The organism is Cedecea lapagei, from assembly GCF_900635955.1.
In the GTDB taxonomy this organism is placed as follows: Bacteria; Pseudomonadota; Gammaproteobacteria; order Enterobacterales; family Enterobacteriaceae; genus Cedecea; species Cedecea lapagei.
Map to the genome: position 1 here is coordinate 2,637,594 of NZ_LR134201.1, position 17,160 is coordinate 2,654,753.

Below are 17,160 nucleotides of genomic sequence, written 5' to 3' on the forward strand. Positions count from 1 at the left end.
TCGCTTTTTTAATGGCCGGCGAGATTACTCTGCGCCCGGCTCTTCAGATTTGTGCTTCTCTGCGGTCTCTTTGATCAGCGCCTGCAGCTCACCGCGCTGGTACATCTCAATAATGATATCGCAGCCGCCGACCAGCTCACCGTCTACCCACAGCTGCGGGAACGTTGGCCAGTTAGCGTATTTTGGCAGCTCTGCGCGAATATCCGGGTTCTGCAGGATATCCACATAGGCGAAACGCTCGCCGCAGGCAGACAGCGCCTGAACGGCCTGAGCGGAAAAGCCGCAGCTCGGCAGCTTGGGGGAACCTTTCATATAAAGAAGAATCGGGTTCTCAGCGATCTGGCGTTCAATTTTTTCAATAGTGCTCATTGTCTTGCTTCCTCAAACCTTGATACGGCAATAGCCTGCCATTGTAGCCAGTTGCACCCCGGCCAGAAAACACCATTTTTAGCAGGGTTTTTCTCGAGTGCCGGCGCTATGCAAACATGCTTTAAGAATAACACTTTTACGGCGAGGGAAAATGAGCAATTTGCCCCATTCACCGTCGATTAAACAGCGGATAACTCGCAGTAATGGCTAATTTTTTAGCGTTAGCTTCCACTTTTCACCGTTAAATAGTATTTACCTATTAACATTATCGGCTTTTATGGATTAGAATCGTCGGGTTTCGCAAAAATCATACGCAGGCATGATCGCTAGCATCGTGCTTTCATTTATCAGGGGATTGACGAGTGGCGCGGATAAATAAAATCTCTATCACGCTATGTGCTCTGCTATTTTCTTTGCCCTATACACCTTTGACGCAGGCGTCTGAGCACGTCCGCCATCCCGTTGCGCAGAAAAGTCATCCGACGAAAACCGCCAGTAAAAGCAGCAAGGGCAAAGAGAAAGCAAAGGTCAGCACAGCCTCCACAAAGAAGTCCGGTAAAAAAGAAGCCTCACCGGCAAAAGCCAAAGTTGCAAAACACAACGCCTCCGGCAAAAGCAGCACCCTCGCTAAAACCAGCAGCAAAAAAACCACCCACAAGTTAGCCGCACAGCCAGCCGCCGCCACCTACACTGAAAAATGCACCCACCGTAAAGGGCATAAAAAGCAGTGCGTGAAGGTTAAGTCTGAAAAGAACCTGACCATCGCCCAGGCGCACAAAGTCAGAGTGCAGAAAGCGCAAAAAACGGCGATGAACAAGCTGATGGGGCAAATTGGTAAACCGTACCGCTGGGGTGGCACCTCTCCACGTACCGGTTTCGACTGCAGCGGGCTGATTTATTACGCCTACAAGGATCTAGTGAATATCCGTATCCCTCGCACTGCCAACGAGATGTATCACCTGCGTGATGCCTCTTCCGTCGATCGCAGTGAACTGGAAAGTGGCGATCTGGTCTTCTTCCGCACCCAGGGACGCGGAACCGCGGACCACGTTGGTGTCTATGTCGGCAACGGCAAATTTATTCAGTCACCGCGCAGCGGGCGCGATATTCAGATCACCTCCCTGAGCGAAGATTACTGGCAGCGTCACTATGTGGGTGCTCGCCGGGTGATGACGCCCAAAACCATTCGCTGATAGCGACCGGCCCTTTGCGGGCACGCGAGCTGAAGCAAAGTTAACGGCCCGGATTCGGGCCGTTTCTTTTCCCTTTTTCGCTCCCCTGTAATTTGATAACCTTATAACCACACAAAATGTAGTTATATTGTGAATCAAATAATAAGGAGTGAAGCCATGTCGTTCGAACTACCCGCCCTGCCCTATGCTAAAGACGCGCTGGCCCCGCATATCTCAGCAGAAACCCTCGAGTATCACTACGGCAAACACCACCAGGCCTACGTCACCAATCTGAATAACCTTATCAAAGGAAGCCCGTTTGAAGGGAAAACGCTGGAGGCAATCGTGAAGGAGTCTGACGGCGGCATTTTCAATAACGCCGCGCAGGTCTGGAACCATACCTTCTACTGGCACTGTCTGGCACCCAATGCCGGTGGAGAACCGACCGGTGAAGTGTTAACCGCCCTTAACAACGCCTTCGGCAGCGTAGAAGCATTTAAAAAAACAGTTCACCGAAGCGGCGATCAAAAACTTCGGCTCCGGCTGGACCTGGCTTGTGAAGAACGGCGACGGCAGCCTGGCTATCGTCTCTACGTCTAACGCCTGCACCCCGCTGACGAGCGCGGCCAAACCGCTGCTGACCGTAGATGTGTGGGAACATGCTTACTATATCGATTACCGCAACGCGCGCCCGGTTTATCTGGATCACTTCTGGGCGCTGGTAAACTGGAATTTTGTTGCGCAAAACCTGGCGGGCTGATCTGCAGGGCTCTTTTTGCCTGTGTTAAGGGCCGCTTTTTGCGGCCCTTATTGAATCAATGCATTACGGCTGTTAACGCACCGGCAACAATCAGGCCCAGTACGATAACCGTGGTCACCACGGAAAATTTCAGATCGGTACTCATCGTAAGCTCCTTTTATTTCCCTACAAAGTGTAAGTGGGATGATTTTCCCACAATTAACGATAAAAATCCTGCTGGATTTGCACAGATATCGGTTTTTCCTCTTCCACTTTGCGCCGGGATAAGCCAAAATCCTTCGCTAATTTACCGCGTCTCGCCCGGCAACGCCCTCCTCCCGCTGTATGTCGCCTCCCCGACAGACCCGCAACCAACGCGTTGCCCAGGGAGTTAGCGAAGGCAAACGTTTAACACATGAGTTATCAGGAGTTTACGATATGGTCTGGAGTGACATCTAATGGCAACCATCAAGGACGTAGCGAAACGCGCAAACGTTTCCACTACCACTGTGTCACATGTCATTAACAAGACCCGGTTTGTGGCGGAAGAGACGCGCAACGCCGTCTGGGCCGCTATCAAAGAGCTGCACTATTCGCCGAGTGCCGTGGCGCGCAGCCTGAAGGTCAACCACACCAAATCTATTGGCCTGCTCGCGACCTCCAGCGAAGCACCCTACTTTGCTGAAATTATTGAGTCGGTGGAGAACAGCTGCTTCGCCAAAGGCTACACCCTGATCCTCGGCAATGCGCACAACAATTTCGAAAAGCAGCGTGCCTACCTGTCGATGATGGCGCAAAAGCGTGTCGATGGCCTGCTGGTGATGTGCTCCGAATACCCGGATACCCTGCTCTCCACGCTGGAAGAGTACCGCCATATTCCTATGGTGGTGATGGACTGGGGCGAAGCACGTGCTGACTTTACCGACTCCGTCGTCGATAACGCCTTCCACGGCGGCTATCTCGCCGGCCGCTACCTGATTGAACGTGGGCATCGCGACATCGGCGCCATCCCAGGCCAGCTGGAGCGCAACACGGGCGGCGGTCGCCATGCCGGTTTCCTCAAGGCTCTTGAAGAAGCTAACATCAAGGTGCCGGATAACTGGGTAGTTCAGGGCGACTTCGAGCCGGAATCGGGCTATCGCGCCATGCAGCAGCTGCTTAATCAGCCGCAACGCCCTACCGCTGTCTTCTGCGGCGGCGATATTATGGCGATGGGCGCCATTTGCGCAGCGGATGAGATGGGGCTGCGCGTGCCGCAGGATATCTCGATTATCGGCTACGATAACGTGCGCAACGCCCGCTACTTCTCCCCGGCGCTGACCACAATTCATCAGCCGAAAGAGCGCCTGGGCGAAACGGCCTTTAATATGCTGCTCGATAGAATTATCAACAAACGCGAAGAGTCGCAGACCATCGAAGTTCACCCGCGCCTCATCGAACGCCGCTCGGTGGCCGACGGTCCTTTCCGCGACTACCGCCGCTAAGCCTCTTCAGGGGCTGGGGATTTTTTTCCTGGCTCCTGCAGCCACTCCTGATTCATCGTCTCACTGTCTCCTAAATAGTCCAGCAGCCAGCTCAGCGCGGGCGAAGCATCATCCTGCCGCCACGTCAGGCAACAGGCCGCATCCGGAAACGGGTTCTCCAGCTTAAGCGCTTTCCAGTCCCCGCGATCGAGCCAGGGTTTCGCTATGTGCGCCGGCACCATGCCGATGCATAATCCTGCCGTCAGGCAATCCGCACCCGACGCCCAGTCCGGCACCACCACACGGCGCTGGTTGTCCAGAAGCCACGTAATACGCTTGGGCAACGAGCGAGACGTATCCTCCAGCACCAGCGACGGCCATGGCCGAATGTCGTCATCAAGGATAATATCCTGCTGTTGCGCAAGTGGATGATCTGCCGATACCACGCAGCGCCAGCTTAGCGCCCCCATGTCCCGAAAGGCGTAGCGTCCCCCTACCGGAATTGCCTGCGTCGCGCCTATGGCCGCCTCGACTCGCCCGTCCGCCAGCGCGTCCCACACGCCGTTGAACACCTCCTGAGACACCCTAAGCTCAATGTCCGGAAAGTGACGGTAAAAATCCAGCACCAGCTGGCGGGTTCGCTCGGGCTTCACGATATTGTCTACCGCAATGGACAGGTGGCCGCGCCAGCCGTTGGCAATCTGTTGGCACTGCTGACGGGTTGCCATCATTTTTTTGATAACAGACCGCCCTTCTTTGAGAAAAAAGGCCCCGGCGACGGTCAGCTCAACGTCACGATGACGCCGCACAAACAGAGGCACGGCAAGCCATTCTTCAAGCTGACGCACCGTATAGCTGATGGCAGAAGGCACGCGATGCAACTCCTGGGCAGCACCGCTAAAGCTGCCGTTGCGCGCCACGGCGTCCACGACTTCCAGTGAATATTCAGACCACATATTTATGCCTGCAAAATTTTTGAATGCACTGCGCAAATATTAGCGTTTCACAAGCGGTTTTGCACTCCGTAGACTCCTGCCCCGTTAACCTGCTATCAAAAATAAGAGTGAAATATGCAACCATCAAAGGGATTTCTTATCTGGCTCGCGGGACTCAGCGTGCTGGGCTTCCTGGCTACCGACATGTACCTGCCCGCCTTCGCCGCCATTCAGCAAGACCTGGGGACTGACGCCTCGGCGGTGAGCGCCAGCCTGAGCCTGTTCCTGGCGGGCTTTGCTTTTGCCCAGCTAATATGGGGGCCGCTCTCCGATCGCTTCGGGCGTAAACCGATTCTGCTGATTGGCCTGGCGATGTTTGCCGTCGGCTGCATCGGGATGCTTTGGGTACGGGATGCAACCCTGCTTCTGGTCCTGCGCTTTATTCAGGCCGTGGGGGTTTGTTCCGCCGCAGTCAGCTGGCAGGCGCTGGTGACTGACTATTATCCCGCCAGCCGCGCAGGCCGTATTTTTGCTACCATCATGCCGCTGGTTGGCCTTTCTCCGGCGCTGGCGCCGCTGCTCGGAAGCTGGCTGCTGAACCATTTTGAGTGGCAGGCTATTTTTGCCGTGCTGTTCGCCATCGCTTTGCTGCTGATGATCCCGACGCTGCGGCTCAAGCCTCGTACTCAGCACCACGCACAAACTGAAGACAACAAGGTTAGCTTCTTCTCTTTATTACGCTCCCGCGTTTACGGCGGCAACGTGCTGATCTACGCCGCCTGCTCTGCCAGCTTCTTCGCCTGGCTCACCGGCTCGCCGTTTATCCTTAATGAGATGGGCTACAGTTCGGCGGCGATTGGCCTGAGCTACATGCCACAGACGGTCGCCTTTCTGATTGGCGGCTATGGCTGCCGCAGCGCGCTGCAAAAATGGAATGGCAAACGGCTGCTGCCGTGGCTGCTCGCGCTGTTCGCCCTGAGCGTCGTGGCTACCTGGAGCGTAGCGGTCAGCGGACACGCCAGCCTGACTCTGCTGCTGATCCCGTTCTGCGTCATGGCCGCGGCAAACGGTGCTATCTACCCTATCGTGGTTGCCTCGGCCCTGCTGCCGTTCCCTCAGGCCACCGGCAAAGCTGCGGCGCTGCAAAACACCCTGCAGCTTGGCCTCTGCTTCCTCGCAAGCCTGATGGTTTCCTGGCTGGTGACAACCCCGCTTATCACCACCACCAGCGTGATGCTGGCGACAATCCTGCTGGCCCTGCTGGGCTACGGTCTTCAGCGCAGCGCCGGTCATGAGGCGAGAAGTCCGGCCCGCAGCGAGCTTTCACGCGCACAGTAACCAGGGCGATAATGTGAATGTTGTGTGATTAGTCTGCTAACAATATTCCGTTGAACCCTCAATAAAACAGGCTTATAGTAATTGCGGTTCTACGATAAGCCTTATCAATTTTATTTTTGCGGGAGCCGGAGCGCTTCCGTTTTTCCATGGATGGCCTTTCAGTAAGGGAGAATCCCTCCTTTCTCTGTTCAACGTCGGATATCAGGCACGCGGAATTTTCCGTGAGAGTTCTCACAAGCCGTGAATAGCGTCTACGCTGTTTTAAGGTTCTGATCACAACAAGGTGATGGAGAAGCTATGAGTTCATCGTGTATAGAAGAAGTGAGCGTACGAGATAACGAATGGTATCGTATCGCAAATGAAATGTTGAGCCGCGCAGGTATCACGCTTAACGGCCCAAATCCTTTTGATATTCAGGTTAAAAACCCGGACTTTTTTAAACGCGTTCTGCAGGAAGGTTCCCTTGGCCTCGGCGAAAGCTATATGGACGGCTGGTGGGAATGCGAACGGCTGGATATCTTTTTCACCAAAGTCCTCCGCGCCGGGCTGGAAAATCAGCTTCCCCATCATTTCAAAGATACCCTGCGCATCGCGGCGGCAAAGCTGGTTAACCTGCAGTCGAAGAAACGTGCCTGGATAGTCGGCAAAGAGCATTACGATCTCGGCAATGACCTGTTCAGCCGAATGCTGGACAAGCACATGCAGTACTCCTGCGGCTACTGGAAAGAGGCCACCACGCTCAGTGAAGCGCAGGACGCCAAGCTCAAAATGCTCTGCGAAAAACTGCAGCTCAAGCCCGGCATGAAGCTGCTGGATATCGGCTGCGGCTGGGGCGGGCTGGCCGAATTTGCGGCACGCCACTACGGTGCCTCGGTAGTTGGCGTTACCATCTCCGCAGAGCAACAAAAAATGGCGCAGGAGCGCTGCAAAGGGCTGGATGTCACCATCCTTTTGCAGGACTACCGCGACCTCAACGAACAATTCGACCGCATTGTCTCCGTCGGCATGTTTGAGCACGTTGGGCCAAAAAATTATGCCACCTACTTCGAGGTTGCCGACCGCAATCTCAAACCAGACGGCATTTTCCTGCTGCACACAATAGGTTCCAAAAAGACCGACAACAATGTCGATCCGTGGATTAACAAATATATTTTCCCTAACGGCTGCCTGCCGTCGGTGCGGCAGATTGCCGACGCCAGCGAACCTCATTTTGTGATGGAGGACTGGCACAACTTCGGCGCCGACTATGACAAAACGCTGATGGCGTGGCACGAACGTTTTCTCGCCAGCTGGCCGGAAATCGCCGACAATTACTCTGAACGCTTTAAAAGAATGTTTAGCTACTACCTGAACGCCTGCGCCGGTGCTTTCCGGGCGCGTGATATCCAGCTTTGGCAGGTAGTCTTCAGCCGCGGCATCGAGCACGGTCTGCGCGTTCCTCGCTAATTCAGGCCCGGCGTTTGCCGGGTTTCTTCCCTTCTGATTGTCTCTCCTTGCGCACCTATGTGATTAACCTCACAGGTTTTGTCCAGTATCAGCATGGCGGCATGATCTGCTTAACAGATATCGTTTCCCGTCATAGAAACCGGTTTCATCAATCACAGACAATCATAACATTGACTGGATAAATGATTGCCCGTCGGAGATGACGGGCCTGACCGTGAGGATAACGATGAAATACGCATTTCCTGAGCATTTCTGGTGGGGCAGCGCCGCTTCCGGCCCACAAACCGAAGGCGAAGCGCTGAATTTTGGCAAGTCTGAAACCATCTGGGATCGATGGTTCGCCGAGCAGCCTAACCGTTTCCATCACGGCGTCGGGCCGCAAAACACCTCCACGTTCTATCAGCGCTGGAAGCAGGACATCGCCCTGCTGAAAAAGCTCAACCATAATACTTTCCGCACCTCAATTTCCTGGGCTCGGCTGATCCCTGACGGCACCGGCGAAATCAACCCGCTGGCGGTGGAGTTCTATAATAAGGTCATCGACGAGCTGCTAGCCCAGGGCATCAAGCCGTTTATTAACCTTTACCATTTTGATATGCCAATGGTGATGCAGGAAAAAGGGGGCTGGGAAAGCCGTGAGGTGGTTGACGCTTATGCCGCCTACGCCAATACCTGCTTTGAACTGTTCGGCGACCGCGTAAAGCACTGGTTTACCTTTAACGAGCCGGTTGTTCCGGTTGAGTGCGGCTACCTTTACGACTACCACTACCCTAACGTGGTGGATTTCAATCGCGCGGTAACCGTCGCCTACCACACCATGCTCGCCCACGCTAAAGCGGTTGAGGCCTACCACGCGCGTCAAGATGACGGCCAGATTGGCATCATTCTTAACCTGACGCCCTCTTATCCTCGCTCACAAAACCCGGCGGACGTGAAGGCGGCAAACCTGGCTGACCTGATGTTTAACCGCAGCTTCCTCGACCCGGCGCTGCGCGGGGAATATCCTGCTGAACTGGTCGCCTTCCTGAAACAGCACGATAAGCTGCCGATTTGTCAGCCTGAAGATAAAGCCCTGCTCGCCGCAGGCGTTGTAGATCTGCTCGGCGTCAACTACTACCAGCCACGCCGTATCAAATGCCGCGATACGCTCGTCAACCCGGAAAGCCCGTTTATGCCGGAGTGGTTCTTTGAGTCCTACGAGATGCCCGGCCGCAAAATGAACCCTTACCGCGGGTGGGAAATTTACGAACGCGGGATCTACGACATCCTGACCAACCTGCGTGAAAACTACGGCAACCCGGCCTGCTACATTTCAGAAAACGGCATGGGCGTGGAAAACGAGCAGCGTTTTATCAAGGACGGGCAAATAGACGACGGTTACCGCATCGATTTTGTTCGCGACCACCTGAAGTGGCTGCATAAAGGCATCAGCGAAGGCAGCAACTGCCTTGGCTACCATATGTGGACCTTCATTGATAACTGGTCATGGTGCAACGCCTACAAAAACCGCTACGGCTTTGTGTCGCTGGATCTTAATACCCAGCAGCGCACCATCAAGAAAAGCGGCGAATGGTTTATGAAAACCGCCGCAGAAAACGGGTTTAACGACCAGGATTAATCAACAGAATGGGGCCAAATGGCCCCCTCTTTTATGGCTGGAAAACAGTTATTCGCTGGCAGGGATTGCCGCCACCAGCGCCGCTTCGCGGCTCGCCAGTACGCGTTCAACGGTATCGACTATCGCCTGAGTCTGCGGGTCGATTTCAATGTTCACACGCTGCCCCAGCTTTTTCGCGCCCAGCGTAGTCCGCTCCAGCGTCTCAGGGATCAGATGTACGCAAAAACGGGTAGCGGTTACCTCACCCACCGTCAGGCTAATACCGTCGATGCCGACATATCCTTTATAAAGGATATATTTCATCAGGGCTTTATCCTGAATCTTAAACCAGATTTGGCGGTTATTTTCCGAGGTCAGAATTTTAGAAATTTCGGCCGTGGTCATAATATGCCCCGACATTAAATGGCCGCCGATTTCGTCGTTAAATTTTGCCGCACGCTCTACGTTTACGCTGTCGCCAACGCCTAGCTCGCCGAGATTGGTAATACGCAGCGTCTCTTTCATCAGGTCAAAGCTGACGCGATTCCCGTCAATTTCGGTCACCGTCAGGCAGCAGCCGTTGTGGGCTACTGAGGCCCCGGTTTCCAGACCCGGCAACATTTCAGTCGGCATATCAATAACGTGGGTGCGGAAGTTCGGTTTCTCATCGATGGAAACCAGGGTAGCCGTGCCCTGCACAATACCTGTAAACATCTAAAAACTCCTGGCAATTCACAGACGGTAACGCCACCGCCTTTAACAGAGATTTTCGCACTTTATCAGTTGGAAAATAAGCTTGCCAGCGCTCCTCGTGCTCAGGCTATATTTTTGACTGGCGCAGAAATAAACTCTCGCTACAATAGACTGGCTATCTCCCCTGTTCATCTTCTTGCTGCCTGTTTTGGCGGCTTTTTTAGTCTCTCGTACATATAAAAATAATCAGGTGTAACTATGCAGAAGTACCTCACCGAAGCTCGCCAGCTCCTTGCCCTGGCGATACCTGTCATCATCGCTCAGGTAGCACAAACTGCAATGGGATTCGTCGATACCGTGATGGCCGGCGGCTACAGCGCCACCGACATGGCGGCCGTCGCCATTGGCACTTCAATCTGGCTGCCCGCCATTCTGTTTGGCCACGGGCTGCTGCTGGCCTTAACGCCAACGGTTGCGCAACTTAACGGCTCGGCGCGACGTGACCGCATTGCCCATCAGGTTCGCCAGGGGTTCTGGCTGGCGGGCATGGTCTCCGTGCTGGTGATGGTGGTGCTGTGGAACGCAGGGCATATTATTCATGCTATGCATAACATCGATCCGGAACTGGCGGATAAAGCCGTGCGCTACCTGCGTGCGCTGCTGTGGGGAGCCCCCGGCTATCTGTTCTTCCAGGTTGGCCGTAACCAGTGCGAAGGTCTGGCAAAAACTAAACCGGGCATGGTGATGGGTTTTATCGGCCTGCTGGTGAATATCCCGGTTAACTATATCTTTATCTATGGGCATTTTGGTATGCCGGAGCTCGGCGGCGTGGGCTGCGGCGTTGCTACGGCGGCAGTGTACTGGGTGATGTTCTTCAGTATGCTTTCTTACATCAAGAGAGCTCGCTCGATGCGCGACATCAAAAACCCGGGAGGCTTTAGCAAGCCGGACTGGGCGGTGGTCAAACGTCTCAGCCAGCTTGGGCTGCCGATTGCGCTGGCGCTCTTCTTCGAAGTCACGCTGTTTGCCGTGGTCGCCCTGCTGGTCTCGCCGCTTGGCATTACCGACGTTGCCGGGCACCAGATTGCGCTCAATTTCAGCTCGCTGATGTTTGTCCTGCCGCTCTCTTTAGGTGCCGCCGTGACCATTCGCGTTGGCTATCGTCTTGGCCAGGGGTCGACTCTGGACGCGCAGGTCGCCGCCCGCACCGGCGTTGGCGTGGCGATTTGCCTGGCGTCGTGTACCGCGCTGTTTACCGTCACCTTCCGGGAACACATCGCGCTGCTGTATAACGACAATCCGGCCGTTGTGGCGCTGGCCGCGCACCTGATGTTGCTGGCGGCAATTTACCAAATCTCCGACTCAATTCAGGTCATCGGCAGCGGCGTGCTGCGGGGTTATAAAGATACGCGTTCGATTTTCTTTATTACCTTTATCGCCTATTGGGTGCTCGGCCTGCCGAGCGGCTACGTGCTCGGGTTAACCGACTGGGTGGTTGAACCGATGGGACCGGCAGGGTTCTGGATCGGCTTTATCATCGGCCTGACCTCAGCCGCTATTCTGATGATGTTGCGCATGCGCTGGCTGCAGCGTCAGCCTTCCATCACTATTCTGCAGCGCGCTGCACGTTAATTAAACAGAAGTAGCCGCGTCGGCGGCTACTTTGTCAGCATCCTGCGCAGATGCTCGGCAATCGCGTGAAATCTGGAATAAAATTGCGAGTTTCCCCTTGCAAGCCCCGAGGTGTATCGCTAATATTCGTCCCCGTTGCCGCAAGGACAACAATGCGTTCATAGCTCAGTTGGTTAGAGCACCACCTTGACATGGTGGGGGTCGTTGGTTCGAGTCCAATTGAACGCACCATTCTCAGATATTCAGTGCGTCCGTAGCTCAGTTGGTTAGAGCACCACCTTGACATGGTGGGGGTCGGTGGTTCGAGTCCACTCGGACGCACCATATTTGCTAAATTCTCTCTGTTCCTGTTTAAATCCCCTTTGCAAAACATCCTGGCTTCCGCTTAACTGCCTCTATTCACTTTCAGGATAACCGCAAGCTTATGCACCCCCTTCTGCGTTACACGTTTGTCCTCCTGACGATCGTCACACTGAACGGTTGTACCCTGGCTCGCGTCTCAGAATCCGGCCATGCCAAAGAGGTTAATAACCTCCATGCGGTCGGACTCAGCCTGGATACCGCCCGGCAAAAAGCCCTGCAGGATGGCTTTAGCTGCGACGCGCCGAAATCCAATATTTCTGTGCAGATCGATGGCATTGTAAGAAAGTCCACCACGCTCGAATGCGGCAAAAAGTCACCGGAAGTGTTTTGCCCGCAATACAGGTATGTCATCTTTAACGCTGATGCCAACAGCCAAATTATTTACGCCGTTGGAAAACGCATCGACCCGCACCGCTGCTTTTGAACATCGTTCATAAGGCGACCATTTTTAGCGTTTTGAGCGTTGAGCCCTGTTTTGGGGTGCCAAAGGGCGAAAGGTTGCCTATCATAAAGCCAGCTATTTACTAAACCATGACAGGTGACTTATGGAAATCGATCTCGATAATCTGGTTTTTTCCGGGTTAGATGAAGCGGAAGCGCGCAACGCCGAGCGCCAGGAAGACGCAGATAAAAAAGCGCAGGCCGTAGTGGCCGACGATGACTGCGGCGACGCCTGCAAAATTTAATCAAAGAACCGGCTTATTCAGCCGGTTTTTTTATTCAGGATGTTCTTCTTACCGCAATACATTTCACTTCTACCAGCAGGCCCGGGCGTGCCAACTCAGCTACGCCGATGCAGGTCCACGCGCAGTGACCACGAGGGAAAACCTCATCTTTCACTTCACGAAAAACATCCATATGCTCTTTCATATCGACGTGGTACGTGGTCATCTCCACAACATCCCCGAAACTGCAGCCGGCCTCTTCCAGCACGAGACGCAAGTTTTCCCAACAGGCAATAAACTGCGATTTTGGGTCGGCAATGACCTGTAAATCTGGCGTGCGCCCCACCTGCCCGGCGCAATAAACCGTATTCCCTACCACCACGGCCGGGGCATATCCTGCCCGTTTAGCAAGCTCCTGCATTGACGGCGGCATAATGATTTCTCTGTCTGACACGGCAGTCTCTCCCAATCACAAAAGGCATGCAGTCAGCACACCGCATGCTCAAAGAAAATGAGGGTAATTCTCCAGAGGTATGTTTGTATTAGCCCAAAGAGCGTTTAAACCCTGGCGTCACTAAAAAGCCTGCCAGAACAATAAGTAAAAAGCTCAAACATTCACCAACCGGACAAAACAGGGCTTGTCAACGCCGCCCTCGCCAGTCATAATGATGTCACTTTCCGCCGCGGGAGTGAAAACAGTAATAAATTCAGTTTGTTATTGTTTTATCAGCTATATTCAGTGCGTTCATAGCTCAGTTGGTTAGAGCACCACCTTGACATGGTGGGGGTCGTTGGTTCGAGTCCAATTGAACGCACCATTTCTTTCTCTTTTCATTATCTCTAATAGCCCACAAACTTCTGGCAACTCTCCGGTAACAACTCGGTGTAAAACTGTGCACTCCATCGCTGTAGCAGCGGTTTTGGTTCCTTTTCCGGTCAGATTTATCTATACTACGCGCGTTCCTAACTTGAATGGTTTCAGCTCATTGGACTCCTTTTTTATACAACAACATCGTCTAACGTTTTCCCCGGCTGAACCACAAGCACACTTTCCTCTGCACGCTTTATTTCTGTCACCTATCCTTAGCAGGTGCCACTTTCAACACCACAGTATTCTTTTAAGCTCCGGCAGCCCTGTCTCCCGGAACCGAGTTTTAACAATCCTCCTCAACTTATAGAAAAGACTGTCATGAAAAAGACTAAAATCGTTTGCACCATCGGTCCAAAAACCGAATCTGAAGAGATGCTGACAAAAATGCTCGACGCGGGCATGAACGTAATGCGTCTGAACTTCTCCCACGGTGACTATGAAGAACACGGTCAGCGCATCAAGAACCTGCGCAATGTCGTCGCTAAAACCGGTAAAAAAGCCGCTATCCTGCTGGACACCAAAGGTCCAGAGATCCGCACCATCAAGCTGGAAGGCGGCAACGACGTTGCGCTGAAAGCGGGCCAGACCTTTACCTTCACCACTGACAAATCCGTGGTCGGTAACAGCGAAATCGTTGCGGTAACCTACGAAGGTTTCACCAACGACCTGTCCGTTGGCAACACCGTGCTGGTAGATGACGGCCTGATCGGCATGGAAGTTACCGCAATCGAAGGTAACAAAGTTATCTGTAAAGTGCTGAACAACGGCGACCTAGGCGAGAACAAAGGCGTTAACCTGCCGGGCGTGTCCATCGCACTGCCGGCGCTGGCTGAGAAAGATAAACAAGACCTGATCTTCGGCTGTGAGCAAGGCGTTGACTTCGTGGCGGCTTCCTTCATCCGTAAACGTTCTGACGTGGTTGAAATTCGTGAGCACCTGAAGGCCCACGGCGGCGAGAAGATCCAGATCATCTCCAAAATCGAAAACCAGGAAGGCCTGAACAACTTCGACGAAATCCTCGAAGCCTCTGACGGCATCATGGTTGCTCGTGGTGACCTGGGCGTTGAGATCCCGGTTGAAGAAGTTATCTTCGCGCAGAAGATGATGATCGAGAAATGCGTTCGCGCACGTAAAGTGGTTATCACCGCGACCCAGATGCTCGACTCCATGATCAAAAACCCACGCCCTACCCGTGCAGAAGCCGGTGACGTTGCTAACGCCATCATCGACGGCACCGACGCCGTTATGCTGTCCGGTGAGTCTGCCAAAGGTAAATACCCGCTGGAAGCTGTGACCATCATGGCAACCATCTGCGAACGTACCGACCGCGTGATGACCAGCCGTCTGGACAACAACAACGACAGCCGCAAACTGCGCATCACCGAAGCCGTTTGCCGTGGCGCTGTTGAAACCGCAGAGAAACTGGAAGCCCCGCTGATCGTAGTGGCTACCCAGGGCGGTAAATCCGCGAAAGCCGTGCGTAAGTACTTCCCGAACGCGACCATCCTGGCGCTGACCACCAACGAAGTGACCGCTCGTCAGCTGGTGCTGAGCAAAGGCGTTGTGACGCAGATGGTGAAAGAGATTGCCTCTACCGACGACTTCTACCGCCTGGGTAAAGAAGTGGCGCTGGAAAGCGGCCTGGCCCGCAAAGGCGACATCGTAGTGATGGTTTCTGGTGCTCTGGTACCAAGCGGCACCACCAACACCGCCTCGGTGCATGTTCTGTAATTGACTTGTTAACAAGTATAATTGCCAAAAAAGCGCCTGCGGGCGCTTTTTTTATATCACTTGCAGACAGATTTAATAAAAATGCAAATCGTCTTTTACTATTTAAGCCCGGTTTTGCTTAAGATGAATCCGATGAAAATCCCCTGTTTTCTCTCTTTTTTTTAACTTTCCGGCTCCGTTCGGTGCTTCTTTGAGCGAACGATCAAATTTAGGGGTATTCCCAACAAAAAATTATTCTCATCACAAAAAAGTTTGTGTAATACTTGTAACGCTACATGGAGATTAACTCAATCTAGAGGGTATTAATAATGAATCGTACTAAACTGGTACTGGGCGCGGTAATCCTGGCTTCTACTATGCTGGCAGGTTGTTCTTCTAACGCTAAAATCGATCAACTGTCTTCTGACGTTCAGACTCTGAACGCTAAAGTTGATCAGCTGAGCAACGACGTGAACGCAGTGCGTTCCGACGTTCAGGCTGCTAAAGACGACGCAGCGCGCGCTAACCAGCGTCTGGACAACCAGGCTCACTCTTACCGTAAGTAAGAGTCACTGGTATAAAATGGCGCACAATGTGCGCCATTTTTTTTGCCTGTTGTTTACCTCTCCGTGCTAATGCGTGACGCTCGTCGCCCCTTCTGCATTCACTACACCATTCTGAGCTGACTGCACCGCAGCAGTTGCCGCTGGCGTTTGCCCGGCAGACACCACCACCGGATACCCTGCACGTCGGTACAGAGCTTTCTCAACCAAGGCTTTCTCCACGCCGTTGCCGCTCCTGAACTCGCTAAACCCGACCGGCAGCACATACGGCATGGTTTGCGTGTTCTGCTGCTCATCCTGAGAGAGCGGCCGGTGAACTTCTACATAGCGCACGCCGTTGGGCTCAACGGAGAATTTAACCGGGTCGTTAATCACACGCACCGGCGTTCCTGGCCTTGTTTGCTCGAACAGCGCCTTGATGTCCGGCGCGTTCATTCTGATGCAGCCGGAGCTAACGCGTAGCCCCACGCTGTCCGGGGCGCTGGTGCCGTGAATCAGGTACTCCCCGTTGCCATAGGCCAGGCGCATGGCAAAGCGCCCCAGCGGGTTATTTGGCCCTGCAGGCACGACGGGCGGCAGCTTGATCCCCTTCTCCAGCGAACGCTGGCGGATCCCCGCTGTCGGTGTCCAGGTTGGATTAGGGATCTTTTGCCCGATCTTCGTCGTCATCAGCGGCGTTTCCAGCCCCTGCAGGCCAATGCCAATCGGATAGACCTGGACAATATTCTGGCCCGGCGGGAAGTAGTAGAGCCGTAATTCAGCCAGATTCACCACGATGCCTTCGCGCGGGACATCGGGCAGCAGTAGCTGGCTGGGAATGGTCAGTACCGTTCCAGGCCTCGGCACCGGAGCGATGGTGTTATTCGCCTCCAGAAGCAGCATCGCGCCGGTATCAAAACGCCGGGCAATCGCCTGCAGGTTACGATCCCCTTCCTGGACGGTATAAGTCTGGTTTTGCCCAATCAGGCGGCTGCCTTCCGGCGGTAAGGGATAATCGAGGGCTAAAGCGGGCTGAATAGCGCTAAGCGCGCCGATAACAGCCAGTGTGAGTAAAGACGCGTATTTCATACTTTTTATTCCTGTAGTCGCGCTGGCGGCCGCCAGCAGGCTGAAAGACAAGCGAGGCAGAAAACCGCCTCGCAAAACAGGACCATAGGTATGATTAAGTCTAGCTAAACTTAGGTAAGCGTGGTGGCTTTGTTGCGAATTGAGCGAATCATGGCTTCCAGCCCCTGTGAACGGGACGGCGTAAGGTGCTGGGTGAGCGCCATTTTTTCAAACCACGGACGCACGTCAAATGCCACAATATCCTGCGGCGTCATCTGCTGATAGAGAATAAAGACGATAGCAATAAGTCCCTTAACGATAGCGGCATCACTGTCGCCTTCAAAACCGATCCCCCCGTCAGGCTGCCGGTGCATGACTATCCACACCTGGCTCTGGCAGCCCTGAATAATGTTCTCAGGTTTGTGCTGGTCTGCCGACAGTTCCGGCAGGCGGCTGCCCAATTCGATAATATAGAGATACTTCTCTTCCCAGTTCGCACAGCGGCTGAAATTCTTTAGCAGTTTGTCTTTATCCGGCAGCGTTGCCATGACCGTCTC

The 17,160-nt window shown here is 53.9% G+C and carries 17 protein-coding genes, 3 tRNA genes and 1 pseudogene; 14 read left to right on the top strand and 7 right to left on the bottom strand.

Annotation, left to right across the window (positions count from 1 at the left end; all coding sequences use genetic code 11):
* Positions 1–24: 24 nt before the first annotated feature.
* Positions 25–369 carry a Grx4 family monothiol glutaredoxin gene (locus EL098_RS12700; protein WP_126356542.1) on the bottom strand — a complete coding sequence of 115 codons (345 nt, stop codon included), beginning with the start codon at positions 367–369 and terminating at the stop codon, positions 25–27.
* Between the two features lie 362 nt (positions 370–731).
* Here EL098_RS12700 and EL098_RS12705 point away from each other — a divergent pair, with 362 nt between their 5' ends.
* Together EL098_RS12705 and sodB are read left to right on the top strand one after the other, a co-directional pair.
* Entirely contained in the window at positions 732–1,562 is an 831-nt protein-coding gene (locus EL098_RS12705) for a C40 family peptidase (RefSeq protein WP_126356543.1), read from the top strand.
* A 156-nt stretch (positions 1,563–1,718) separates the two neighbouring features.
* Positions 1,719–2,301 (top strand): annotated as a pseudogene (gene sodB, locus EL098_RS12710) (superoxide dismutase [Fe]).
* A 55-nt stretch (positions 2,302–2,356) separates the two neighbouring features.
* On the opposite strand, the gene cydH reads toward sodB, so the two are convergent.
* The gene (cydH, locus tag EL098_RS12715; RefSeq protein ID WP_126356544.1) at positions 2,357–2,446 is read right to left on the bottom strand and encodes a cytochrome bd-I oxidase subunit CydH; all 90 of its coding nucleotides are present in this window, start codon (positions 2,444–2,446) and stop codon (positions 2,357–2,359) included.
* Between the two features lie 292 nt (positions 2,447–2,738).
* On the opposite strand from cydH, the gene purR reads away from it, so the two are divergent.
* Positions 2,739–3,764: an HTH-type transcriptional repressor PurR gene (gene purR, locus EL098_RS12720; RefSeq protein ID WP_126356545.1), complete on the top strand. Its 1,026-nt coding sequence runs from the start codon at positions 2,739–2,741 to the stop codon at positions 3,762–3,764.
* Here the strand turns inward: purR and punR are convergent.
* On the bottom strand, positions 3,761–4,699 hold the full coding sequence (gene punR / locus EL098_RS12725; protein WP_126356546.1) for a DNA-binding transcriptional activator PunR: 939 nt from the start codon (positions 4,697–4,699) through the stop codon (positions 3,761–3,763). The genes purR and punR overlap by 4 nt on opposite strands.
* 114 nt (positions 4,700–4,813) lie before the next feature.
* Here punR and punC point away from each other — a divergent pair, with 114 nt between their 5' ends.
* The 3 genes from punC (at position 4,814) to EL098_RS12740 (ending at position 9,080) form a co-directional block, all read left to right on the top strand.
* Entirely contained in the window at positions 4,814–6,016 is a 1,203-nt protein-coding gene (gene punC, locus EL098_RS12730) for a purine nucleoside transporter PunC (protein WP_126356547.1), read from the top strand.
* Positions 6,017–6,313: 297 nt separating this feature from the next.
* Positions 6,314–7,462 (top strand): cyclopropane fatty acyl phospholipid synthase, encoded by a 1,149-nt coding sequence (gene cfa, locus EL098_RS12735; protein WP_126356548.1) that lies wholly within the window; start codon positions 6,314–6,316, stop codon positions 7,460–7,462.
* Positions 7,463–7,688: 226 nt separating this feature from the next.
* Positions 7,689–9,080 (top strand): glycoside hydrolase family 1 protein, encoded by a 1,392-nt coding sequence (locus EL098_RS12740; protein WP_126356549.1) that lies wholly within the window; start codon positions 7,689–7,691, stop codon positions 9,078–9,080.
* Between the two features lie 48 nt (positions 9,081–9,128).
* On the opposite strand, the gene EL098_RS12745 is transcribed toward EL098_RS12740, so the two are convergent.
* Positions 9,129–9,773, bottom strand: a complete 645-nt coding sequence (locus EL098_RS12745; RefSeq protein WP_126356550.1) for a riboflavin synthase subunit alpha — start codon at positions 9,771–9,773, stop codon at positions 9,129–9,131.
* 237 nt (positions 9,774–10,010) lie between these two features.
* On the opposite strand from EL098_RS12745, the gene mdtK reads away from it, so the two are divergent.
* The 5 genes from mdtK (at position 10,011) to EL098_RS12770 (ending at position 12,433) form a co-directional block, all read left to right on the top strand.
* Positions 10,011–11,384 (top strand): MdtK family multidrug efflux MATE transporter, encoded by a 1,374-nt coding sequence (gene mdtK / locus EL098_RS12750; RefSeq protein ID WP_126356551.1) that lies wholly within the window; start codon positions 10,011–10,013, stop codon positions 11,382–11,384.
* A gap of 154 nt (positions 11,385–11,538) precedes the next feature.
* Positions 11,539–11,615 (top strand) — tRNA-Val (locus EL098_RS12755).
* Positions 11,616–11,631: 16 nt separating this feature from the next.
* Positions 11,632–11,708 (top strand) — tRNA-Val (locus EL098_RS12760).
* A 100-nt stretch (positions 11,709–11,808) separates the two neighbouring features.
* Entirely contained in the window at positions 11,809–12,171 is a 363-nt protein-coding gene (locus EL098_RS12765; RefSeq protein WP_126356552.1) for a hypothetical protein, read from the top strand.
* A 121-nt stretch (positions 12,172–12,292) separates the two neighbouring features.
* On the top strand, positions 12,293–12,433 hold the full coding sequence (locus EL098_RS12770; protein ID WP_096754119.1) for a hypothetical protein: 141 nt from the start codon (positions 12,293–12,295) through the stop codon (positions 12,431–12,433).
* Positions 12,434–12,467: 34 nt separating this feature from the next.
* On the opposite strand, the gene EL098_RS12775 is transcribed toward EL098_RS12770, so the two are convergent.
* Positions 12,468–12,866, bottom strand: a complete 399-nt coding sequence (locus EL098_RS12775) for a RidA family protein (protein WP_126356553.1) — start codon at positions 12,864–12,866, stop codon at positions 12,468–12,470.
* 287 nt (positions 12,867–13,153) lie between these two features.
* Here EL098_RS12775 and EL098_RS12780 point away from each other — a divergent pair.
* From EL098_RS12780 to EL098_RS12790, 3 genes are all read left to right on the top strand, one after another.
* A tRNA-Val gene (locus EL098_RS12780) sits at positions 13,154–13,230 on the top strand.
* 371 nt (positions 13,231–13,601) lie between these two features.
* The gene (gene pykF / locus EL098_RS12785) at positions 13,602–15,014 is read left to right on the top strand and encodes a pyruvate kinase PykF (RefSeq protein ID WP_126356554.1); all 1,413 of its coding nucleotides are present in this window, start codon (positions 13,602–13,604) and stop codon (positions 15,012–15,014) included.
* A 308-nt stretch (positions 15,015–15,322) separates the two neighbouring features.
* Entirely contained in the window at positions 15,323–15,559 is a 237-nt protein-coding gene (locus tag EL098_RS12790; RefSeq protein ID WP_008456504.1) for a major outer membrane lipoprotein, read from the top strand.
* 66 nt (positions 15,560–15,625) lie between these two features.
* Here EL098_RS12790 and ldtE read toward each other — a convergent pair whose 3' ends face one another.
* Positions 15,626–16,624, bottom strand: a complete 999-nt coding sequence (gene ldtE / locus EL098_RS12795) for a L,D-transpeptidase LdtE (RefSeq protein WP_126356555.1) — start codon at positions 16,622–16,624, stop codon at positions 15,626–15,628.
* Positions 16,625–16,734: 110 nt separating this feature from the next.
* The gene (gene sufE, locus EL098_RS12800) at positions 16,735–17,151 is read right to left on the bottom strand and encodes a cysteine desulfuration protein SufE (protein ID WP_126356556.1); all 417 of its coding nucleotides are present in this window, start codon (positions 17,149–17,151) and stop codon (positions 16,735–16,737) included.
* Positions 17,152–17,160: the final 9 nt, after the last annotated feature.

What these genes read in the sequence shown, in the direction of transcription:
- EL098_RS12700 (WP_126356542.1), bottom strand. Translation starts at nt 369, where the DNA reads ATGAGCACTATTGAAAAAATTGAACGCCAGATCGCTGAGAACCCGATT.
- cydH (WP_126356544.1), bottom strand. Translation starts at nt 2,446, where the DNA reads ATGAGTACCGATCTGAAATTTTCCGTGGTGACCACGGTTATCGTACTG.
- purR (WP_126356545.1), top strand. Translation starts at nt 2,739, where the DNA reads ATGGCAACCATCAAGGACGTAGCGAAACGCGCAAACGTTTCCACTACC.
- punR (WP_126356546.1), bottom strand. Translation starts at nt 4,699, where the DNA reads ATGTGGTCTGAATATTCACTGGAAGTCGTGGACGCCGTGGCGCGCAAC.
- punC (WP_126356547.1), top strand. Translation starts at nt 4,814, where the DNA reads ATGCAACCATCAAAGGGATTTCTTATCTGGCTCGCGGGACTCAGCGTG.
- cfa (WP_126356548.1), top strand. Translation starts at nt 6,314, where the DNA reads ATGAGTTCATCGTGTATAGAAGAAGTGAGCGTACGAGATAACGAATGG.
- EL098_RS12740 (WP_126356549.1), top strand. Translation starts at nt 7,689, where the DNA reads ATGAAATACGCATTTCCTGAGCATTTCTGGTGGGGCAGCGCCGCTTCC.
- EL098_RS12745 (WP_126356550.1), bottom strand. Translation starts at nt 9,773, where the DNA reads ATGTTTACAGGTATTGTGCAGGGCACGGCTACCCTGGTTTCCATCGAT.
- mdtK (WP_126356551.1), top strand. Translation starts at nt 10,011, where the DNA reads ATGCAGAAGTACCTCACCGAAGCTCGCCAGCTCCTTGCCCTGGCGATA.
- EL098_RS12765 (WP_126356552.1), top strand. Translation starts at nt 11,809, where the DNA reads ATGCACCCCCTTCTGCGTTACACGTTTGTCCTCCTGACGATCGTCACA.
- EL098_RS12770 (WP_096754119.1), top strand. Translation starts at nt 12,293, where the DNA reads ATGGAAATCGATCTCGATAATCTGGTTTTTTCCGGGTTAGATGAAGCG.
- pykF (WP_126356554.1), top strand. Translation starts at nt 13,602, where the DNA reads ATGAAAAAGACTAAAATCGTTTGCACCATCGGTCCAAAAACCGAATCT.
- EL098_RS12790 (WP_008456504.1), top strand. Translation starts at nt 15,323, where the DNA reads ATGAATCGTACTAAACTGGTACTGGGCGCGGTAATCCTGGCTTCTACT.
- ldtE (WP_126356555.1), bottom strand. Translation starts at nt 16,624, where the DNA reads ATGAAATACGCGTCTTTACTCACACTGGCTGTTATCGGCGCGCTTAGC.
- sufE (WP_126356556.1), bottom strand. Translation starts at nt 17,151, where the DNA reads ATGGCAACGCTGCCGGATAAAGACAAACTGCTAAAGAATTTCAGCCGC.